This window comes from Paenibacillus sp. MAHUQ-63 (assembly GCF_028765165.1).
Lineage (GTDB): Bacteria > Bacillota > Bacilli > Paenibacillales > NBRC-103111 > Paenibacillus_E.
This window is the reverse complement of sequence record NZ_JARADB010000005.1, coordinates 208039-229693: the sequence shown is the minus strand read 5'-3', so window position 1 is coordinate 229693 and position 21655 is coordinate 208039. Positions and strand designations below refer to the sequence as shown.

16 protein-coding genes are annotated in these 21655 nt (G+C 55.0%); 7 read left to right on the top strand and 9 right to left on the bottom strand.

What is annotated here, in order from left to right; translation table 11 throughout:
- Positions 1-2: 2 nt before the first annotated feature.
- From PUT07_RS26945 to PUT07_RS26935, 3 genes are all read left to right on the top strand, one after another.
- Complete coding sequence (locus PUT07_RS26945; protein WP_274472001.1) at positions 3-614, top strand: alpha/beta hydrolase; 612 nt, start codon at positions 3-5, stop codon at positions 612-614.
- A 24-nt stretch (positions 615-638) separates the two neighbouring features.
- Complete coding sequence (locus tag PUT07_RS26940) at positions 639-1250, top strand: flavin reductase family protein (RefSeq protein ID WP_274471870.1); 612 nt, start codon at positions 639-641, stop codon at positions 1248-1250.
- 132 nt (positions 1251-1382) lie between these two features.
- The gene (locus PUT07_RS26935; RefSeq protein ID WP_274471869.1) at positions 1383-4613 is read left to right on the top strand and encodes an Ig-like domain-containing protein; all 3231 of its coding nucleotides are present in this window, start codon (positions 1383-1385) and stop codon (positions 4611-4613) included.
- Between the two features lie 57 nt (positions 4614-4670).
- Here the strand turns inward: PUT07_RS26935 and PUT07_RS26930 are convergent, their stop codons facing one another.
- Positions 4671-5873: an MFS transporter gene (locus tag PUT07_RS26930; RefSeq protein ID WP_274471868.1), complete on the bottom strand. Its 1203-nt coding sequence runs from the start codon at positions 5871-5873 to the stop codon at positions 4671-4673.
- A 248-nt stretch (positions 5874-6121) separates the two neighbouring features.
- On the opposite strand from PUT07_RS26930, the gene PUT07_RS26925 reads away from it, so the two are divergent.
- A complete protein-coding gene (locus PUT07_RS26925) occupies positions 6122-8026 on the top strand; it encodes a heparinase II/III domain-containing protein (RefSeq protein WP_274471866.1) in 1905 nt (634 codons plus the stop codon).
- A 27-nt stretch (positions 8027-8053) separates the two neighbouring features.
- On the top strand, positions 8054-9181 hold the full coding sequence (locus tag PUT07_RS26920) for a glycoside hydrolase family 88 protein (protein ID WP_274471865.1): 1128 nt from the start codon (positions 8054-8056) through the stop codon (positions 9179-9181).
- Between the two features lie 239 nt (positions 9182-9420).
- Here the strand turns inward: PUT07_RS26920 and PUT07_RS26915 are convergent, their stop codons facing one another.
- A complete protein-coding gene (locus PUT07_RS26915) occupies positions 9421-10905 on the bottom strand; it encodes an Lsa family ABC-F type ribosomal protection protein (protein WP_274471864.1) in 1485 nt (494 codons plus the stop codon).
- A gap of 352 nt (positions 10906-11257) precedes the next feature.
- Here PUT07_RS26915 and PUT07_RS26910 point away from each other — a divergent pair, with 352 nt between their 5' ends.
- Both PUT07_RS26910 and PUT07_RS26905 read left to right on the top strand, forming a co-directional pair.
- A complete protein-coding gene (locus PUT07_RS26910; protein ID WP_274471862.1) occupies positions 11258-11794 on the top strand; it encodes a PadR family transcriptional regulator in 537 nt (178 codons plus the stop codon).
- Between the two features lies 1 nt (position 11795).
- Positions 11796-13322 (top strand): MFS transporter, encoded by a 1527-nt coding sequence (locus PUT07_RS26905; protein ID WP_274471861.1) that lies wholly within the window; start codon positions 11796-11798, stop codon positions 13320-13322.
- 338 nt (positions 13323-13660) lie between these two features.
- Here PUT07_RS26905 and PUT07_RS26900 read toward each other — a convergent pair whose 3' ends face one another.
- From PUT07_RS26900 to PUT07_RS26870, 7 genes are all read right to left on the bottom strand, one after another.
- Entirely contained in the window at positions 13661-14671 is a 1011-nt protein-coding gene (locus PUT07_RS26900; RefSeq protein ID WP_274471860.1) for an extracellular solute-binding protein, read from the bottom strand.
- Positions 14672-14746: 75 nt separating this feature from the next.
- Positions 14747-15826 carry an ABC transporter ATP-binding protein gene (locus PUT07_RS26895; RefSeq protein ID WP_274471859.1) on the bottom strand — a complete coding sequence of 360 codons (1080 nt, stop codon included), beginning with the start codon at positions 15824-15826 and terminating at the stop codon, positions 14747-14749.
- 23 nt (positions 15827-15849) lie between these two features.
- Positions 15850-17508 carry an ABC transporter permease gene (locus PUT07_RS26890; protein ID WP_274471858.1) on the bottom strand — a complete coding sequence of 553 codons (1659 nt, stop codon included), beginning with the start codon at positions 17506-17508 and terminating at the stop codon, positions 15850-15852.
- An 89-nt stretch (positions 17509-17597) separates the two neighbouring features.
- Entirely contained in the window at positions 17598-18632 is a 1035-nt protein-coding gene (locus PUT07_RS26885) for an ABC transporter substrate-binding protein (RefSeq protein ID WP_274471857.1), read from the bottom strand.
- 24 nt (positions 18633-18656) lie between these two features.
- On the bottom strand, positions 18657-19442 hold the full coding sequence (locus PUT07_RS26880) for a DUF3919 family protein (RefSeq protein ID WP_274471856.1): 786 nt from the start codon (positions 19440-19442) through the stop codon (positions 18657-18659).
- Between the two features lie 43 nt (positions 19443-19485).
- A complete protein-coding gene (locus PUT07_RS26875; protein ID WP_274471855.1) occupies positions 19486-20922 on the bottom strand; it encodes a HAMP domain-containing sensor histidine kinase in 1437 nt (478 codons plus the stop codon).
- 2 nt (positions 20923-20924) lie between these two features.
- Positions 20925-21599 carry a response regulator transcription factor gene (locus tag PUT07_RS26870; protein ID WP_274471853.1) on the bottom strand — a complete coding sequence of 225 codons (675 nt, stop codon included), beginning with the start codon at positions 21597-21599 and terminating at the stop codon, positions 20925-20927.
- Positions 21600-21655 lie beyond the last annotated feature (56 nt).

The following is a 21655-nucleotide window of genomic DNA, read 5'->3' as shown; positions in this document are numbered from 1 at the left end:
CAATGCGACACCTGTATCAACAAGGAACAGATGCTAAAGCCCCGGTTCTCGTGCTCTTGCACGGGACCGGGGGAACGGAGAAGGACCTGCTGCCACTGGCGCAGGCCATTTCCCCGGAGTCGTCGGTGTTGAGCGTTCGCGGCAACGTGTTGGAGAACGGGATGCCGCGCTTCTTCCGCCGGCTGGCGGAGGGCGTCTTCGATGAGGAGGACCTCATCTACCGCACGAAGGAGTTGAACGATTTCCTCGACGCGGCAGCCAAGGAGTACGGCTTTGACCGCCGGAATATGGTGGCCGTCGGCTACTCCAACGGCGCCAACATCGCGGGCAGCCTCTTGTTCCACTACCCGGATGCACTGCGCGGCGCGGTTCTCCATCATCCGATGGTGCCGCGGCGGGGTGTCCAGCTTCCGGATTTGACGGACACGCCGGTCTTCATCGGTGCAGGCCGTAACGATCCGATCTGCTCGCCGCAGGAGACCGAAGAGCTGCAGAAGCTGCTCGGCGACGCAGGGGCTGAGATTGAGGTTCATTGGGAGAATGCCGGACACCAATTGACACGTACGGAAGTCGAGGCGGCAAGAACTTGGTTCAAGGCGAATTTCGCCAGTTAATCCGCGTAAAGCAGGTGGTACACAATGAGAGCCATTGACCCTTCAAGCCAGACGGAAAGGGAGAACTACAAGCTGCTGATCGGCAGCATCATTCCAAGGCCGGTCGCATTCGTCACAACCCTCTCTTCCGAGGGCGTGCTCAACGCGGCTCCCTACAGCTACTTCACGATCGTAACGGCGGATCCGCCGATGATCGCTGTATCCGTACAGCGAAAGCAAGGAGAGCGCAAAGACACTTCGCGCAATGCGATCGAGAAGGGCGAGTTCGTTGTCCATATTTCTGACGAATCGTACATCGGCCAAATCAATCAAGCGGCGGCGCCGCTGCCCCCGGATCAAAGCGAGGTGGCGGCAACGGGTTTAACGCCAGTCGCGAGCGTCAAAATTGCCGTACCCGGCATCGCCGAGGCCAATATTCGCATGGAATGCGTCCTCGAGCAGGCGATACCGCTTGGCGGAACGGAAGGCACTCCGACCGCCGATCTGCTCATCGGCAGGGTCGTTCAGTTTCATATAGCCGATAGATTGTACGACGGAGGCCATATTAATGCCCGGGAGCTGAAGCCGGTCAGCCGGCTCGCAGGCAGCTCTTATGCGAAGCTAGGCGAACAATTCGTGATGGAACGCCCCCTTTGAGGCGTAATAGAGAAACCATTTGCACCTGCAGGTCATGCGGAGCGAATGGTTTTTCTATTATATTTAAAAGCCCAAATTCCGATATATCTAGTATACTAACTAGAGAGATTCACATCAGGGCGGGGGATGTATATGAAAAGTACAAGGGTGGAAACATCGAAGCTGCGCTGGATAAGTGCGGTTTTGCTAATTGCGCTGCTGGTGAACCTTTGGCAGCCTGCGGCATTCGCAATAATGCCTGTCGGGAACGTGTTGACGGGACCGGCTGCGTCCACTTACGGGGAGTCGGTACAGTTTACAGCCGTCATCACGGATGCCGCATCCGGCGGTTCGACCCCGACAGGCACCGTCACATTTTATGACGGGGGAACACCGATTGGCGGTGTCCAGACGTTAGCGGCGACAGAGCCAACCGTTACGTATAAGAACGGAGCGCTCGCCCCGGCACAGCCTGGGAAGAAGCTTTCCTGCGGCGCGAACTGTCCCGTCATCCAATGGGGCGGTTTGACGTATTGGGCTTACGATGATACGGATAACAATTATTACGTGTATTTGTATGCCTATGATGCGAATAACAGCTTGGTCAAATCGTGGCAAATCGGCGGCAACCGCTATGTGAACAGCATCACCGTCGATAATTCCGCCTCCCGGACGGTCGCCTTGAACGGTCAGAGCGGCACCACGACGCGCACATGGGCAGAGCTTGAAAATTTTAACGCGTATGCCTCCATCTCGATCGGCAATCTGCCGGCCGGCTTGCATACCATTACAGCCATATACGCAGGGGATGGCAATCACGAGGAACAATCCTCTTCTCTCATACATACGGTTGATCAAATTCAAACGAATACATCGTTAACCTCGAATGCCGGTCTCATCTACGTCGGCGAAGAGATTACGTTCACGGCAACCGTCGCCAATTCGAACGGCAGTCCGGTTGTGCCCGGAGGAACAGTAACCTTCAAGGAAGGAGCCCATGTGCTGGGAACGTCCGGCGTTAACGGAAGCGGTGTCGCGGTGTTATCGACCTCCTCGCTGCCGGTTAACGGTTATTCCGTCACAGCGTCCTACAACGGAGACAGCCAGCACCATTCCAGCACGTCAAGCAGTTTGACACAATCCGTTCTGGGTATCCCAACGACCGTGTCCATCAGCGCGAGTCCAGGCTCGGCGACGTACGGGAATGCCGTGACGTTGACCGCCTCGGTGGCGAATAGCGCCATTAGTTTGCTGGGGCCGACGGGGACGGTTGCGTTCTATGACGGAGCGAATCTTCTCGGCACAGGGACGCTCAGTTTCGGAGTGACCTCCATAACGGTGCCGGATCTAGATATAGGCTCTCACCAGATGACTGCGCAATACGGCGGCAGTCTTACACACCTTTCCAACAGCTCGAGCTCTACGCCGGTTGTCATTCAGCTCATTCCTACGGCATCCACTTTATCGGTGACGGGAGGCGAGGGAGACGAGGGAGACGCTTCACCCTACGGCACTTCGTTGACATTCACGGCAACCGTAGCGAATACGAACGGCAGCGCCCTTGCTCCGGGCGGTACGGTTACGTTCAAGGATGGGGGAACGATCCTGGGTACGGCCGCTTTAGGCGCAGGGAGAGCGGTCATGACGGTTCCCCAATTAGCAGCAGGCGTTCACTCGTTCAAAGCGGAATACAGCGGTGACGCTAAGCATGGCGTATCCTCGTCTACGGCTGTACCGCATACGGTGAATAAAGCCGGCACTGTGATTACAATAGCGGAGCCAAGCCCGATTGAAGCGGGGGAATCGGTGTCTTGGACGGTCCGGGTTGTAAATACCGTGAACAATAGCTTGATTCCAACCGGCACCGTGACGTTCAAACAAGACGGGCAAGCGATAACTCCGGCCGCGGCTTTGGACGGGAGCTGGGAGGCTGCGATCACCTTAATGGGCTTGCCGGCCGGTGACCGGTCCATCGAGGCGGAATATGCCGGCGATGCGAATCATTTGGCCAGCACGGCCGCAGCTGTCACACAGCCGGTAACCAAAGCGCCGGTTCATGTCCAGTTAAGCTATACACCGCAAACAGGAGAAACCGTCTACGGGCATCTTGTGACGATTACCGTGCAGGTGACGAATACAGGGAGCGGGAGTTCCGTTCCGGAGGGTATGGTTGCTTTATCGAGTACGGGCGGGTTTAACGGTTGGCCGAATGAACTGACATTAACGAACGGGACAGCAACCTGGCAGACGGATCAGCTCGGGATCGGTACGCATACGATTTCCGTCAATTATCTGGGTGATGCCGATCATCACGCAGGCACTTCCGCCGGCATCAGTCTGCAAGTCAAACCGATCCCGGTTGCAGTGGAGATTACGTCATCGGTTACAGAAGCCGTGTATTACGGGACTCCCGTTACATTTACCGCGCATGTGACCAACACCGGAGAAGAGCCGCAGCTGCCTGCAGGTGCGATCGTGTTCAGCGGCGGTAATATATCTGCGGAACCGGTCGTGTTGGACGCCGCAGGCTACGCCGAGCTGAAGACGGCGGCGCTGCTGCCCGGCACCTATACCGTGCAGGCCGCTTATGTGCCCGATGCGCTGCATGAGGCTCAAGTCTCGGATGCCGTAACACAGGTCGTGATGCCGAATACGCAGGGAACGACGCTCATACTGAACCACCCGAGCGGGGTGCTCCGGTTAGATGAACCGGTTCTGTTGTCCGCGTCCGTCGGCGGGATTGTCGGTGATCCGACCGTAACGGGACATATCTCGCTGAGGGAGAACGGGGCGGAAGTAGCGAGAGTGACAACCGATGTGTACGGCAACGCGAACCTCAGAATAACGGGGGCCAGCTCGGGCACGCACCGCTATAAGGCGCTGTATGTGCGAGAAGGGATGACGAACGGGACGGAGTCGCAAGAGGTGGTTGTGGTCGTTCAACCGGCGCTTACACAGCTTGTTCTTGCGAACGGCGAATACAGGCTAACGCTCGCAGCCGGTGAATCCTGGCTCTCAGCAGTCGTTCATGGCGGCAGTTCCCCATGGAACCTTCATCCGGTTTCAGCCGAGGCGGGGAACGCCGTTCAAGTGAAACGGATCGAGCCGGTCAGCGGTGAGGCGGGAACCGTCGTAGACCTGGGTTCGCCGATTCAACTGACGGAAGGAATTAACCGGTTCTGGATCCAAGTGCGGAGCGCGGACGGCACGGCATCGGCGGAGCACATTGTGTCTCTATTCTATCAACAGACGAGATGGGATATTTCCAGTGTCCTGGCTGCGATGCCATTCCGCTATGACATGGATGGTAATCGCACGTTCGATAAGGCGGATTTGATCGAGCTGTTGAAGCTGATCGAACCGGTTTCGGGAGTGAATAGATAGTATCGCCTCCCCGGCATACAAAAGCCTGCCCTTATGCAAGGGCAGGCTTTTGATGTTTTACGAAGCTTTCTTCTTGTCCAAGCGGTAGCTGACAAGCCCAAGCAGTAGGCCGAGCACAGGCAGAAGCGCCCCTGCCCAAGGCAGATAAGTAAGCCCCATGTGCGTGATGATCCATCCGCCGATGAAAGCGCCGCTGGCATTGCCCAAATTGTTCGCCGAATGGTTCGAAGTCGAAGCGAGCATCGGTGCGTCTTTGGCCATGCTCATGATGCGCAGCTGAAGCCCCGGCAAAATGCCGAATGCGGCGGCGCCCCAGATGAATATGGTTATAACGGCGGCCACGGGGATGTGGACGGTAAATTGAAACAAAATAAGAATGAGCGCCAAGGCCGCATAATTGCCAAGCAGAGCGGGCATCAGCTTCCAATCCGCCAGCTTGCCCCCGATGATGTTGCCGAAGGTGACACCGAAGCCGAAGAGAACGAGAATCCACGCGACATGATGCTCCGAGAAGCCGGTCACTTGTTCCAACAGCGGTGTAATGTAGGTGAACACGGTGAACAAGCTGCCGCTGCCCAACGCGCCCATCAGCAGCATGAGCAGCAGCCTAGGTCTGGTTAGTGCACGGAATTGCTGGATAATGCCGGCGCTCTTCTCCTGCTGAATGCGCGGTATCAAGCCGATAATACCGATCAGCGAGACGATCCCCATGAGGACAATCGCACCGAAGGATGCCCGCCAGCCGAGCTGCTGTCCGATGAAGGTGCCGAACGGCACGCCCATAATATTGGCGATCGTCAGGCCGGCCATCATGACGGAGATGGCCCCCGCTCTGCGATCGGGCCGAACGAGATGGACGGCAATCACGCCGCCTACCCCGAAGAACGTCCCATGCGCCAGAGCGGTCACGATGCGTGCGCCCATCAATATGGTGTAGTTGGGGGCAATGACGCTGATGGCATTGCCAAGGATGAATACGCCCATCAGCAAGCACAGCAGCAGCTTTTGCGGCAGCTTGTTCGTGAATAAAGCAAGAATCGGCGCTCCGATCGCGACGCCCATGGCATAGCTCGTGATGAGCTGTCCGGCTTGTGAAATTGTTACATGCAGATCTTCGGCCACATTGGGCAATAAGCCCATAATCACGAATTCTGTCATGCCGATAGCGAAAGCGCCTGCGGTTAATGAAAGCAGGGAAACGGGAAACCGCCCCTTGGGCACCTCTTTCCCGTGGCTGCCCAGTACGGCTTCATGACTCATAACAGTGTTCCAACCTCTCCGATAAAGTAATGGTCTCTATATATTGCTCTCTCTACCATCATCCCATGTTGCGGCATTCCGCCCAATTGGTCAAGATATGAGTCAAAAAAGTCAAAATAACATGATTTCGCCGGTGCCCGATTTCTTTATAATAAGAAAGACAGGCTTTTTTGGCAGGCCGTGCAATCACGCAAGTCCGCGAGCAACGGAAGGCAGCCGCCTTCATAATCTATGAGAAAGTAGGTCGGATGACGGTGAGTGTTATGGTGGATAAATGGGACCTCAAACAGATCAAAGCAGCGCTTCTCGCTGCCCCCGATGTACCGACTAGCCTGCTGTTTCCCGGAGAGACGGCGGAACAAGCGAAAACCCGTTTGCTGCAAGGAAAGGAAACCGGGAAGCTGATCGCGGAAATACAAAGCGAAGGCGCCAAATTGCTGCAGGAAACGATGCCGGAGCTTACGTATTCGTTATTTCATTTGTTTTCCACGACGGGCTCTCGGAGAGAATACGAACTTGTTTATTTCCGCCGGCGCAACCGATTGACGACATTCGGTCTGCTTGCTTGGCTGGAAGGTGCAGACAGCGTCTATATGGATGCGCTTTCGGATACCATCATGTCCATCCTGGATGAATATACTTGGTGCTTGCCCGCCCATGTCTTGCAGGGCCCTGAGATGCGGTCTGACGCAGACACGCAGGGGCAAGGGCTTATGAACCATTCGCAGGAAAGGTTCACGATCGATCTCTTCGCCGCGGAGACGGCTTTCGCGCTGAGCGAAATCAGCGCGCTGGTCGGCGATTCGCTGCCCCAGCTGCTTAGCGTCCGCATCCGCGAAGAGGTGCTTCGCCGCATCCTGCGCCCCTTCGTGACGCAGCCTCCCAGCCACTGGGAGACCGCGACTCACAACTGGGCATCCGTCTGCGGCGGCTCCATTGCCGCTGCAGCGATCTATACGCTGCAGGATGAGGACGAGCTCGCCGCGGTGCTGGCGCGAGCTTTCCCCGCTCTAGCTTCGTACCTGAGCGGGTTCGCCGCTGACGGAGCATGCACCGAAGGGTACATGTATTGGCAGTACGGCTTCGGCTACTTTACGTATGCCGCGGATCTGATTATGCGGCGTACCGGCGGCGCCGTGAACTGGTTCCAATCGGACAAGGTGCGGCAGGTCGCCTTGTTCCAGCAGAAATGCTTCCTCCACGACAGGAAGCTGGCCAACTTCTCCGATTCGCAAGGGGAAGCGGGCATCTTCATGGGCTTGAGCGGCTACTTGAAGCGGCTCTATCCCGAGATGGAGCATCCGGAGCTTGCGCTTCGCGCAGGGTTCCGGGACGACCACTGCAGCCGCTGGGCGCCGGCGCTCCGCAATTTGCTGTGGTCGCTGGAAGATGCGGAAGGGACTGCATGGCACACGGCGACCTACTATTTGCCGGACGCGGAGTGGTTGATTTCCCGGCAATTACAAGAGCAAGGCGCCTATGTACTGGCGGCCAAAGGCGGACATAATAACGAACCGCACAACCATAACGACATCGGGCATTTCATCCTGTATGCGCAGGGCGAGACATTGCTCCCGGATCTGGGAAGCGGGCAATATTCGCGGAAATATTTCGGACCGGAGCGGTATGAGATCCTCTGCAACGGCTCGCAGAGCCATTCCGTCCCGATCGTTGACGGCCTGTACCAGCAGGCCGGAGAGGAGCATCGGGCCGAGGTCGTTGCATTCGAGAGCAGCGCTGAGCAGGACGTTTTTGCTCTGGAAATCTCCAGCGCCTACGGCACGGAGAAGCTGACAGAGCTGGTGCGGCGCTTCACTTGGCGCAAGAGCGAGCCTCCGGTCCTTGAGGTGGCGGACCGCTACGCGTTCGGACAAGCGCCCGCGTCACTCGTGGAGCGCTTTATCGCTTGGCACCGTCCGCAGCTCGCGGAGGATGGGCGAATTATTATCGCGGCATCCGGCGAGGCGCAGGTTTATGTTTCTTATGACCGGAGCCTGTTCGATTGGCAGGTAGAAGCTCTGCATCATGTGGATCATTTCGACAAGCCCCAGACGTGTTACGCACTCGATTTCACGTTGAAACCAGGTGTCGGAGCATCCGGCGCAGCTCAGGGACTTTCGCTGGAAGCGGCGTTTCGTTTTGAATTTCAATAACAAATCTTTCGATCAGGAGTGGTGGAGATGAGTACGACATTGGATTGGGCTCAGGAAGCTTGGGATAAGACGACGGCCAAAGTAGCAAGAACGAGCAAACGGATCGGCGACGGCTTCCCGCACGCCAGCGTGAAGGGTGAATATCAGCTGGAGCCTGCTTCCTGGTGGACGGCCGGCTTCTGGCCGGGGCTGCTGTGGCTGCTGTACCGCGACACGCAAGACGAGCAGCTGAAGCTGCTGGCGGAGTCCTGCGAGCGTCAGCTCGACCAGGTCATCGCGGATTATTACCGATTGGACCACGATATCGGCTTCATGTGGACGCTGACCAGTGTTGCGCGCTACAAGCTGCTCGGCGCGGAGGATTCCAAACGCCGCGCGCTGCTCGCGGCGAATCTGCTTGCTGCACGCTTCAACGTGCAGGGGAACTACATTCGCGCCTGGAATCCGTGGCGTGAAGGGGAAGACAATGCCGGCTGGGCCATCATCGATTGCATGATGAACCTGCCGCTGCTGTATTGGGCCTCCCGGACGACCGGAGACCCGCGGTACAAGCAGATCGCCATCCGGCACGCCGATATGGCGCTCGAGCACTTCCTTCGCCCGGACGGTTCCGTGAACCATATCGTGGTATTCGATCCGCATACGGGCGAGAAGCTGGAAGTGAAGGGCGGGCAAGGCTTCGCTCCCGAGTCCGCTTGGTCCCGCGGCACCGCTTGGGCGGTATACGGCATGGCGCTCAGCCATCTCCACACGGGGGATGAGCGGTATCTGCACGGGGCGAAGCGCGCCGCGCACTTCTTCCTCGCGAACTTGCCGGAGGATAGCGTGCCGCATTGGGATTTCCGCTTGCCGGAAGGCATCACGGCTTATCGGGACACATCGGCCGGCGCTTGTGCGGCTTGCGGTCTGCTGCTGATCGCCGAACAGGTCGGCGGCCAGGAGAGCACCCTGTATCGCCAGGCGGGCGAGCGTATTCTGCAATCGCTCTACGCGAACTACGGCGCGTGGGATTCGGAGACGGAGGAAGGGCTCATTCTGCACGGCACGAGCCACTATCCGGAAGGCAAGAATGTGGATGTGCCGCTCATTTATGGCGACTATTATTTCGTGGAAGGACTGTCGCGCCTGTTAGGGCACGGAGAGTTGTTCTGGTAAAGGGGATGGGGAAGCTGTCTAGGGTCAGAGATGACCTTGGGCGGCTTTTTTCGTGTGCTTGACAGAGCCTTATTCTTCACCCGCCCACAGCATCGCTAAGTGCGTCTATCAATGGATACGTATGTCTCAGCCCGTCGGTTTGTTTGCTCGTGAACCGGGTTGACCGACAACAAGAACCGGTTCACGGAATCATCTACAACCTCAATCTCAATCATCGCTTTCATCCTCCTAAGTCTTAATTATCCCTTTAATTCCACTGTTTTGGTTGCAATACGCTTGCTGAACTCGCTGTCATGCTCCACGAACAGGATGGTAGGCGAATGCTCCAGCAGCAGTTCTTCGATTTGGATCCGGGAAATGACATCGATGAAATTGAGCGGTTCGTCCCAGACATGCAAATGGACGCGTTCGCAGAGGCTCTTCGCAATCAACACCTTCTTCTTCTGGCCTCCGCTATAAGACGCAATATCCTTCTCGAATTGCAAGCGTGAGAAATCAAGCTTTCTCAAAATGGCCTTGAACAAGCTTTCGTCAATCTCGCTGCTTCGGGCGAAGTCCGTCAGATTCCCGCGCAAATGAGAAGTATCCTGCGAAACGTAGGAAATTTTCAATTGGCTCCCTTTGCGAAACACGCCGGAATGGGGAATATCCTCGCCGCAAATCAGCTTGAGTAAGCTGGATTTGCCGGAACCGTTCGGACCTGTCAGTGCGATGCGGTCCCCTTGCTCGATCGTGAAGCTGACATCGCGGCAAACGCTTTTCTCGCCATACCGGATGGCAACATGGTCAAGCTCGGCTAATTGGTGCTTATGATACGCAAGCTGTGTGATTTTCAGGCTTTCCGAGCTCTCGACGTTCTTCAGAAGCTGGGATCTTTCGTCAATCGAAGATTGCTGTCTCTGTTCGATGGACTTGGACCGCTTCATCATTTTGGCAGCTTTGTGCCCGATGTAGCCTTTGTCAACCTTAGAGCCCGAGTTGCGGGTGCCGTTCTTCGTTTTCTCCACTTCGTGCGACCAGTCGTTCGTTCGCTTGGCTGCATCGGACAGACGCTTAATGTCCTTCTTCAGCTTCTCATTCTCGGCCAGTTCCCAGTTGTCCTGCCGCTGTTTGTTCTCCCACCAATCGGAGAAATTCCCTCGTTGGATCTCGATATTGGTTTTGTTGATCGAAAGAATGTGGTCTACGCAGTTATCGAGAAATGACCGGTCATGCGAAACAAGAATAAACCCGCTCTTGCCCCGCAAATATTCGCTGACAAGCTTCCGGGCGTGGATGTCCAGATGGTTGGTCGGCTCGTCGATGAGCAGAAAGCTGTTTTCCTTCAAAAATAGAGCAGCCAACAGTACCTTCGTTTGTTCCCCGTTGGATAACGACTCGAAAGGCCGGTAGAGCACGTCCTCCGACACTTTCAGGAGCGAAAGCTCGCGCATAAGCTGCCAGTGCTCATAATCCGGGTAGAGATCGGTGATGATATCGATGGTATTGTTCTCCTTATCCGCTACATGGAAAGGGAAATAGTCGAAACTTACGCCGGCCGAAATGGTTCCGCTGTAGTCGTATTTACCGAGCAGCAGGTTAAGGAACGTGGTCTTCCCCCGGCCGTTTCTTCCGGTGAAGCCTAATTTCCAATTGGTATCGATTTGAAAGCTTACATCCTCGAAGATGTTGTCGTAACTGCCGTCATAGGCAAACGTCAGGTTCGTTACTTTGATTAATGACATAGCCGAAACCTCCTTTGATGGAAATAAAAAATGAGCTGCAAGAAAGTTACCTTTCTCACAGCTCAAAAAGATACGGCAAAGCCTGCCTGCAGCAGGGCCGGTACCGGATATATTTTGAGTGAAAAGAATAAGGTAACTTCCTTGCTCTGATAAAGAATAAAAGCCTAGCTGCTTTATTCTTTAAATCGGTCGCAAGAAATATTACATTATCCTCTTCAACTCCAATCGTTAAGTGATAGTGCGATTGTAACATACTCACTTTTTCATTTCAAATATATAGACATGATATATATCGGTATGATATAGTAAGGATCGTTATATAACAACGAAACAAACGGAGGAGCTTTCCAACATGAACAGTCAGGACGTCATTCTAGGCACACTTATGAATCGGTCGTTAACCGGATATGAAATTAAACAACTATTTGAGACTTTATTTTCCTACTTCTACAGCTCCAGTTACGGAACGATTTACCCCATGCTTCACCGGATGGAGAAGGAGGGGCTGCTGACGAAGGAAAGCGTTGCGCAGGATGGGAAGCCGAACAAGAATGTGTATACCATTACCGAGAGAGGAAAGGAGCAATTCAACGGATATCTGGACAGTCCGATTGAATCGGACAGCGTGAAGTCGGATTTCCTGATGCGATTGTTTTTCGGCGAGTTTGTCAGTAAGGACACGGTGATCGCGTGGCTGGAGAAGGCGTACCTTCATGTCGAGGAACAGCTGCAGCAGCTGAAAGATATGCGGTTGCGCTTTAAGGATGACATGCAGCCGTCGCAGGTTATATGCATTCAAATCGGAATGAAAGAGTACCAAGCCAAGCTGGATGCGATTCAGGAGGGGCTTGCCCTTATGAAACAAGTTAAGGATGAAGAGAGGGATTAACATGAACCAATCCGGTTCGAATAAAAATTTGATTATTTTGGCCATGGCGCTCGGCCTGCTGATGTCGTCTTTGGATAATACGATCGTGGCCTCCTGCATCAATAAATTAAGCGAGGACTTCAACGTATTCGATAAAATCAGCTGGGTGTTCACCGCCTACATGCTGGCTTCGACGAGCACGATGCTGGTCTTCGGGAAAATGTCGGATTTATTCGGCAGAAAAATGTTCTATCTGATCGGGATCGCGCTGTTCCTCATCGGCTCCGCCCTGTGTGGAATCGCTCAAAACGTCGATCAGCTGATCTGGTTCCGGGTCATTCAAGGTATCGGTTCCGGTGCGCTGTTTCCTATTAGTTTTACGATCATTTATACGATCTTCAGCGATCCGAAGGATGCGGCCAAAATGTCCGGCGTATTCGGCGCTATCTTCGGGCTCTCGTCCGTAGCCGGCCCCCAGCTGGGCAGCTTCATCGCCGAGCACTTGGGATGGAGATGGAATTTCTACATCAATGTCCCTATCGGCCTGGCTTCTATGCTTGTCCTGATGGTTGCACTCAAGGAGACACGCTCGGAGCGTAAGCCGACAATCGATTATCTCGGCACATTATTCCTTATCGTGACAACGGTGTCTCTCATGCTGGCGCTGGAATGGGGAGGCAAAGATTACGCCTGGAGCTCCTGGCAGGAAATCGGCTTGTTTGCCGCAGCGGCGCTCTTCGGCACGGTGTTTATTCTCGTAGAGCGACGGGCGGCGGAGCCGGTTCTTCCGCTCACGATATTTAAGAACCGCATGGTGCTCGGAACCAGCATCATCGTGTTCTGCCAAGGCGTGCTCATGTTCTCGGCCATTACTTATTTGCCTATTTTCACTGTAGCTGTGCTTGGCCATCCCAACTCCAACGGCGTGCTGACGCCGATGATGGCTTCGCTCATTTGCGGCGCCATTCTGTTCGGCTTCCTGCAGTCGAAATTCGCCTTCCGGCCGCTGCTTATGGTCAGCATGATCATGACGGTTATCGTGTCGCTGCTGTTAACGCTCGTAAGCTCTCATGCTTCCGGAGGCTATATGATCGGCCTTATGATTCTGCTCGGCGTCGGCGCGGTGGGACCGCTCATGAGTGTGGCGCAGAACGCCGTTGCCGCGAATGTCGACCCCAAATATATGGGCGTCAGCTCCTCGATCGTGGGCTTCTGGCGCAGCATCGGCGGCATTATGGGGGCGTCGATTATGGCGACGATTGTGAATAACAATCTCGGCCATCTTATCGCTGACGGCGCGGGCAAGGTCGGCATTCCGGCCGACCAAATCGGCACCTTGGCCAATCCCGAGCTGCTGATGCGGGCGGGCGGAACGATTCCGCCGGAGATCCGGGAGTTCCTGCAAGGAGCGCTGGCCACGGCGATCAACCACGGGTTCATTCTCAGTATCTGTGTAGGCGTGATCGGGTTCGTTACGGCGATGTTCGTGGGCTCGAGCCGGCTTCAAGCGGCTAAGCGGCAGCAGGACGTTAGTCCTGTGCATGCGTAAGAGGGCGTAACACGCGAAGCAAAAAAGCTGTTAGTCTCAGGCAGTCATTCTGCTGAGCTGACAGCTTTTTGTTATTTCGGGAGTGGAGCGCGACACTCTAACGGACCCAGCTGCTCTTATTCGATGGAAAAGGGCCTCCTCGAACATTTAACGGACAAGGGAGCTGTTATTTGCTCCTTCCGAGAGACTTATTAGCCTGAAATAGGCAAATAGGGTCCGCTGTGTCCGTTAGAATCGGAACGCGGCGTTGTTCAGGGCAATAGCGGACGTACAGTCCGTTAGAAAGCTGGGTGCTGCACCGGGCTAACGGATCCTAGCACAGCACCCCACGTGATGGCCTACTCCGCTGTCCGCCAAGCCGCAAGCAGCTTCTCATGCTGCTGCGCCGCAAGGTCGAAGCGGTACGAAGCCAGCAGATTCTCCAGCTTCACGGGCTCAAGCAGCGGGTTCACCGGGATGTCGGGCGCAACGGGGAAGGAGAACGCCGTATTCATATAGTCGGTCTGCACCTCGCGGGACAGCATGAAATCGACCAGCTGCTTCGCCGCTGCACTGCTGTTCCCGCCCTTCAGGATGGATACGGCGCCGATCTCCCATCCCGCCTGCGGCGGGATGAAGGAGGAGATGCTGTAGCCCGAATTCTTGAAGCGGAGCTGATCGCTTAAGAAGGAGACGGCCGCGGCCATCTCGCCTTCGGCCAAATGCTGCGCGCTCGTATTGCCCGCGAACGTCATGGCGGCGCTTTGCTTCTTGAGCGCCTGCATGAGGGCGATCGCTTCGCTGTCCCCGCGCTGCTGGGCAAGCGAAGCCAGCAGCGTATAGCCGGTTCCCGACGTTTCGGGGTCGGGAATTTCGATTTTGCCCTTGAGCTCGGGGCGGAGCAGATCTTCGTACCGCTGCGGCAGCGGCAGATCCCGAAGCAAGGGATCCTGCTGCCAGACGGTCTGGTTGACGCCAATGGCGAGCGCGCCCATATAGATGCCGGTCCAGTAGCCGGCGGCGTCTTTGTATTTGGCGGCGATGGAGCCGGCGCCGGCGGGGGTGTACCGCAGCGACTTGCTTTGGAGCTTCAGCTGTTCATGCAGGTCGGCCGGGCCGCCAAGCACCACGTCGATTCCGGTCTTGCCGAGCGTCAGCAGATGATAGCTGGCTTCCCCGCTCGACATCCGGATGATGTCGTAAGGTTGTCCCGTTTTCTCCTTGAAGGTTTCCAGCAGAATGCGGCCGGCGTCTTCTTGGAAGATGACGTAAACTTTGAGCGGCTGATTGCTTTTCTTTTCCCCGAACAGGCGCAAGCCGAAGAACACGCAGATCCCCGCCAGGAGCACGAGCAAGCCTTTTTTCCACATGATGCAATACCTCCCGAACAGCCAAAAAAGGAAACCAAAGTTCCCCTTTTCAGCCCATGCTATGTCTGTTATGTCCTATACGTTCTTCTTGATTAAATGAATTTTATCATTCGCAGCGGATATCGTCACGTTGCCCTGGAAGCGAGTCAGTCCAATGTCGTAGGCATCGACAATCCATTCTTTCATATTATCGTCCAAAATGAAATAACGTTCCTTCTCGCCCAAGAACATGGACGATTTCACGAAGCCGCTAAGGAGCAGATCGCCTTCTTCCGCAGCGCCGAGCCGCATCGATTCCGGGCGCACACAGAGCAGCACGCTCTCGCCGGGCTTCACCGCTTCATCGGTGATGACGCTCACTTGGCGGCCACTCGCGCCATACTCGACTGTCGCCTTGCCGCCGGATAAATCGCGGACAACCGCGTCCACAAAGTTGGTCGTCCCGATGAAATCGGCGACATAAGCGGTGCGGGGCTTATAGTAGATTTCGTGGGGAGTGCCGTATTGATCAATCGCTCCCTTATTGAATACGACGATGTGATCCGACATCGATAAAGCTTCGAGCTGGTCATGAGTCACATAGATGACCGTAAGGCCGAGCTCCTGCTGAATGGTGCGCAGCTCGACGCGAACTTCCTCCCGCAGCTTGGCGTCGAGGTTGCTCAGCGGCTCATCCAGCAGGATGATCGGCGAGTTCATGACCAGCGCGCGGGCCATGGCGACCCGCTGCTGCTGGCCTCCGGACATCTCGTGCGGGTAACGCTCTTCCAGGCCGGTCAGCTTCACTTTGGCCATCGCCGTTTTAACGCGCTCCTGCACTTCATCTTCAGGGCGCTTCTGAATATCCAGACCGTAAGCGATATTATCGAAAACCGTCATGTGCGGGAACAGGGCGTACTCTTGGAACACCATCGGCGTTCCCCGTTTATATGGCGGCAGATCGTTGACAACCTGGCCGTCGATGCGGATTTCACCGTCATCTATGGTATAGAAGCCGGCAATTGAGCGGAGCAGCGTCGTTTTCCCGCAGCCGCTGGGCCCGAGGAACGTAATGAATTTCCCGCGTTCAATCTGCAGATCGATCTGTTTGAGAACGTGGTTGCTCCCGAACACCTTACTGACATTTTTTAAGTCCAACAATATGGATGAACTCATGCAATCTCACTCCTTAGAACGTGCTAGAAATCAAATATTTTAACCTTCGAGCGGAAAATGAGCTTCATAATACCGAGCGTAGCGAGCGTAGTCCCCATCAAACCGACGGCAACGGCGGCAGCCCAGTAGTAAGTTCCGGTCTCTGCATAGTTGAAGATCGATACGGCGGCGACGACCCATTTGGGTGTAATCAGAAAGACGATGGTGCTTAACGTATTCATATTTTTCATAAAAGCGTACACGAAGTTGGCGACAATCGTTTTCTGCAGCATCGGAAAAACGATCGTCGTCAGGGTGCGGCGGCTGTCCGCACCAAGATTCGTGGCGGCTTCCTCGATCGATTTGTCCACCTGCTTGAAGGAAGCGGTGAGTCCCCGGTATCCGACCGGCATCTGCTTAAGCAGCATGGCTACGATAATCAGGATGGCCGAGCCCTGCAGCATAATCGGTCCGTTGCTGAAAGCGACGATTAGCGCCAAGCCCACGAATGTACCCGGCAGCGCGATCGGCAGAACGGCGGTGAAATCCAGCCACCTTTTGCCCGGGAATGGCTTGCGAACAACGACATAAGCCAGAACGAGCGCGAAGGCGACGGCCAGAATGGAGGAAATGAGCGACAGCACCAGACTGTTGAGGACAGCGGGGCTTGACGGGTTGAACACCATTTTGGTGATATGACTAAGGGTAAAGGTGTTGTCGCGGCCGAAATTTTTGGTAAATGCGAACAAGATCGTGATCGCGAACATGGCCAGAATGAAAAGTGCCATCACACTATTGAAAATAAATAGAACGATATCCATTTTGCGGGATGTTTTCACCCGGTTAAGGCCAGAGACAGGCTTCCCCGTAATGGTGGAATAAGAACCTTTGGACAGCAGCTTGTTCTGAACGACGAATACGATGAGTGCAGGGATGACCAGAACAACCCCCATGACGGACGCGAGTCCGGGCTCGTTATTAATGATTTCCCCGTAAATTTCAACGGCCAGGAGGGAATAGTTGCCCCCGATCAGCTTCGGATTCCCGAAATCCGCGAAGCAGTTGATGGCGACCAGCAGGAAGGCGTTGATGACCCCAGGCAGCGCCAGCTTCAACGTGATCGTACGGAACAGCTTGAAGCCACGAGCCCCCAGGTTCTGAGCGGCGATTTCCAGATTCGGCGAGATGGAGCGCAGTACACCGGTTATGGTCATATACGCCAGCGGGAAATAGGAGATCGTCTGCACGATCCACAGCCCCGGCAAGCCGTATAAGTCGAGCTCGACGTTAAACCAGGCTTTGAGCGTCTGCGACACCATGCCGCCGCGTCCGAACAGCAGCAGAAACGCCAGACCCGTCATGACAGACGGCGCAAGAATCGGAAGAAACGCGATGAAGCGGAAAAACTTTTTCCCCGCAATGTTGCTGTAATGAATCGAATAGGCATAAATAAATCCGCATACGGTTGCTGTCAGTGCGGAGAGGGAGGAGCTAACGACCGTATTCAGCAGAGCTGTGCCATAACGGCTTTTGCTGAAGAAAGTCGTCCAATCCGTCGCTCCCGGGAGCGCTATTACATAAATAAGCGGATAAACGACGAAGAGACAGAGTACGGCGAAACTGATGAGAACGAGTATCAGCGAGGAAGGATCTTTCACCAGCTTGCTGATCGAGGTGCCCATGCCTTTTTTTTCTATGATCATAAGGGGCTTACGACCGCCTTCCACATTCATGGTTTAGTCGGGCATTGGCGCCAATATGCGAATCCAATGCCCGGATTGATAACGCTTTCTTATTTGAGGTTTTTCAACGCGTCCTGCAGTTCCTTCCGCTGTTCGGCAGCTTTCCACAGGCTGTAGGTCGTGTTGTATTTCGTTGTTTTGATATCGATGCCGCCTTTAGGAATCGGTACCGTAGGTTTCACGGAGCTTGCAAAAGCAGACTCTGTATAGAGCAGCCCTGGCTCGTTGGTCAGCATGAAGTCCATCAGTTTCTTGGCGCCTTCGGTGTTCGCTCCGCCTTTGACGATCGCGAGCCCGCCCACTTCGTAGCCTGCGGCTTCAGGAACGATGGAGACGATCGGACTGCCTTGATTTTTCATTTTCAATTGGTCGCCGAGGAATGTAATCCCGATCGTATACTCGCCTTTCGCCGCTTTTTGGATCGGCTCGATACCGGATTTCGGTCTTTCCTTCAGGTTCGGCAGCAGCTTGCCGACGTAATCCAGCATCTTGTCTTTGCCCCAGACTTGCGCCAGGGATGCGACGGCCGTATAGGCAGTGCCGGAGGTTGCCGGGTCGGACATGCCGATTTCACCTTTGAATTTCGGGTCAAGCAGCTCCTGGAACGTCTGCGGGTAAGGAGCGGAGGCGTACTTCTCTTTCCAGCGCTGCTCGTTGATGCCAATCGCAATCGGATTCAAGTAGAATCCGGTCCAGAAGCCTTCTTTGTCCTTCATATTGTCCGCAATGTCTTTGGCGTTGGGGGAGATGTAGCTCTCCAGGGCGCCCGCTTTCTTCAATACCTCGTGCGAGTCTGCAGGTCCGCCCATCAAGAAGTCGGCCTGCGGTTTGCCCATTTCATTCTGCACGCGTGTTACCGCTTCCCCGCTGGGCAGACGCAGAACATCGTAGTCGATCCCCGTCTCCGCCTTGAACTTATCCAGAATCTTACGCGCTTCTTCCTCTTGGAAAATGGAATACACGGTAATTTTGCCTTTCGCTTTCCCGCCGAATACACCGGATTTGTACAGGAAGAATCCGGCGACCAGCACGACAACAATGACGGATAAAATCATAATAGAGCTGTTATTTTTCTTTCTAGCCATTTCATCAACCATCCCCTCGATAGGTTAGGAGGCGTCGCTTAACTTGAAATAGGCCTTGTGGTTCGTTTCATCCAGCAAATCGAAAACGATAAAATACGCATTTTTGTATAGATCGATATGAAGCCAATGCTTCCCGCTGACGGTTTCGTCCTTAAGCTGTACGACATAATGGGTGCTGGGCTGCTCGGCCATGAAGTCGAAATGGCTGAAGTCGATCAGGCGGACCGCCGTCGTCATCTGCGCCGTCAAAGCCGTGCGTTCGGCATCGGGCAGCACAGTGAGGAGGCCGTCCTGCAGCCGGAATACTTGATGATTCCGGTTGGCGATCACACTGCCGATCGTTTCGGCGGAGAGCGTTTTGTCGATCAGCATATTTTGCAGCTTGCGGATCTCTGCACTGATGTCCAGCGACCCCGCAATATCGCTGCCGAAGCGGAAGCCGCTGGTTCCGATCTGGAACGGCACATCCTCTTGATCCAAGTAAGCGATCGAGCCTGTCAGCAGCAGCCGGGAAGCGTTTGCACGGGCGGGCTGCCCGCCGCCATTCAATACTCGGGCGAACGCCGCTTTCCAAGCGATCAATTCTTTGGGATCGTCAATGGCGATGGTGCCGATGCCCGGGTATGTGACATTCATACGCATGGGAACGCCGTCGAACATGTCGCGGTTGTTCGGATCCAGCGGGATCAGCCGGACTTCGTCGACGCCAATCCGGAATACATAGGCGAAAATACCGATCAACGTACAACCGATAACAATTTGCAATAAGATGAGACGCAGCCATGAAAGCCCTTTCTTCTCCTCTTGCATGTAGATTACTCTCCTTTTATCTCAGAAAAATCATCGATTTGTATCAATTTTGTAACAGACTTTGCGCCCGCACAGGCTCCATCTGGAAGGTCAAGACCACTTCCGTGCCGCTTCCCTCGCGGCTGTGCACCGCAATATCGCCGCTTTGCAGCTCCATGAATTGTTTGCATAGCAGCAATCCGAGCCCGTGCGATTGGGCGGATACAGGTCGGTCCGGCCTCCGGCCGGAGGGCAGGAGCAGCGTACTGGCCTCTGATGCGCTCATGCCCTTGCCGTTATCCGCGATGCGGACAAGGCACTGATATTCCTGCTGCTCCAGACGTACTGTCAGCTGCGTGCATTCGCTGTGCTTGATCGCATTCTCGATCACATTGAACAAGACCTGCTGCGTCCGCTTCGGATCGATATATACGTCGCACGGCTCCATCTGCACGGCTGTGGTTATATTGGACTTCTGCAGCGTAGGCTCCAGAATGCGCAGACTATCGGCCAGGATGGCTGCCAGGTCCACCCGCTCGATATGTACGCGCCAAGCTTCATCGCCTTTGAGCGAGGATTGCAGCAGTTCCTCGACCATTTGGAGGAGCCTCGCGCTTTCTTTGCGTATATACGTATTACATATTCGGATATCGTCAGTGCGCTCCATTTTGTCAATGAGATCGGAGAAGCCCATGATGGAGGTAAGCGGCGTTTTGAGCTCATGGGTCACGTTGTCGTAAAATTTCTTCTGCTTGCTCTGCTCGACATGCAGCAGCGCAATATGCTCCTGCAGCGCTTCGGACATGCGGTTGAAATCGTCCGCCAGTTCGCGCACTTCATCTTGGCTGCGGACCGTGATTTTGCGGCTGAAGTCCCCGACCGTCACGCGTTTCAGCGCCTGCTGAAGGGCGTGCAGCGGCTTCATAATGAAGAAGGAGAAGGAGTAGCTAGCCAGCAGGGCAAGGAGAAGACAGCCGAGCGCGACGCCAATAAACCAGGTTCGCATGGCGGACAAGGTTTCTTCATGGTTATTCAAATCCAGCAGATAGCGGAACCCGCCTACGATCTTGCCCTCATAAACAAAAGGCGAGGCATAAATCAGCATTTTACTGTTCTCGCCTTCTGTAAGGAGGCTCGCGGTTTGTCCCGCCAGCGCGGCATCGATATCGCTGCGCTTCACCAGATCCTCCTTGTTCCCGCTGTCTCCGATAATCGTGCCCTCGGTATCGAACAGCTGCACCTGGAAATTGCTGTTGGCGGCGAGATGCGAGGCGATGAGTGGAGCATACGTCCCGGAGAACAGCTGCTCGATGCTGATTTTCTTATCGTTTACGATTTTCAACGCCTCGATGCGGTGCAGGTCGTAATATTGGCTTAGCGTCTGGGTATCGCGCTCGATCATGCTTTTACTCAGGATGTAACCTACTACCACATACATCGCGGCAAGCAGCATGACGATCGTTATGGTATGCTGAACGAACAGCTTGTTCCGAAGCTTCATGGTTAAACCTCCAGCTTGTAGCCCATGCCGTGAACGGTGGCCAACACATGATCGTGGGGTTTGATTTTTTCCCTAAGCCGGTTGACGAGCATGTCGACGGACCTGGTTTGTCCATAATATTCGAATCCCCAGACCTGATCGAGAATGTGCTCCCGCGTGAACACCTTCTTCGGATTTTTGGCCAACAGCCAGAGAAAATCGAATTCTTTGCTCGTCGTTTTGACCGGTTTGCCGGCCACCTTCAATGACCTCTCGTTTCGGTCCATCTCGATAATGCCTGCTTGCAGCACGTCGGAGGATGGTCCCGGCGAATCGGTTGCCACGCGCCGCATGACGGCGCGAATGCGCATAATCAGCTCGCGCGTCTCGAAGGGCTTCGTCAGGTAATCGTCGGCGCCGAGCTGAAAGCCCAGGATTTTATCGTTCATCTCATTCTTCGCGGTAAGGACGATCACAGGAATTTCTTTGTAGCACTGCTGAAGCGTCTTCAGCAGCTCGAAGCCGGACTGGTCGGGCAGCATCAGATCCAGCAGAATGAGATCTACGGGCTGCGAGGCGAGCACATCGAGACCGGCAGCGATCGTGCCGGCCACGGTCGGTTGGAAGCCCTCGACTTCCAGACTTAATTTGAGCAGCATTTGAATGCTGGAATCGTCTTCGATGATCAGGATGTGCATAGAACAAGTTCCTTTCCGTATACGATTGGCGGAACTCCTGCACCGGAGCTCTTGAG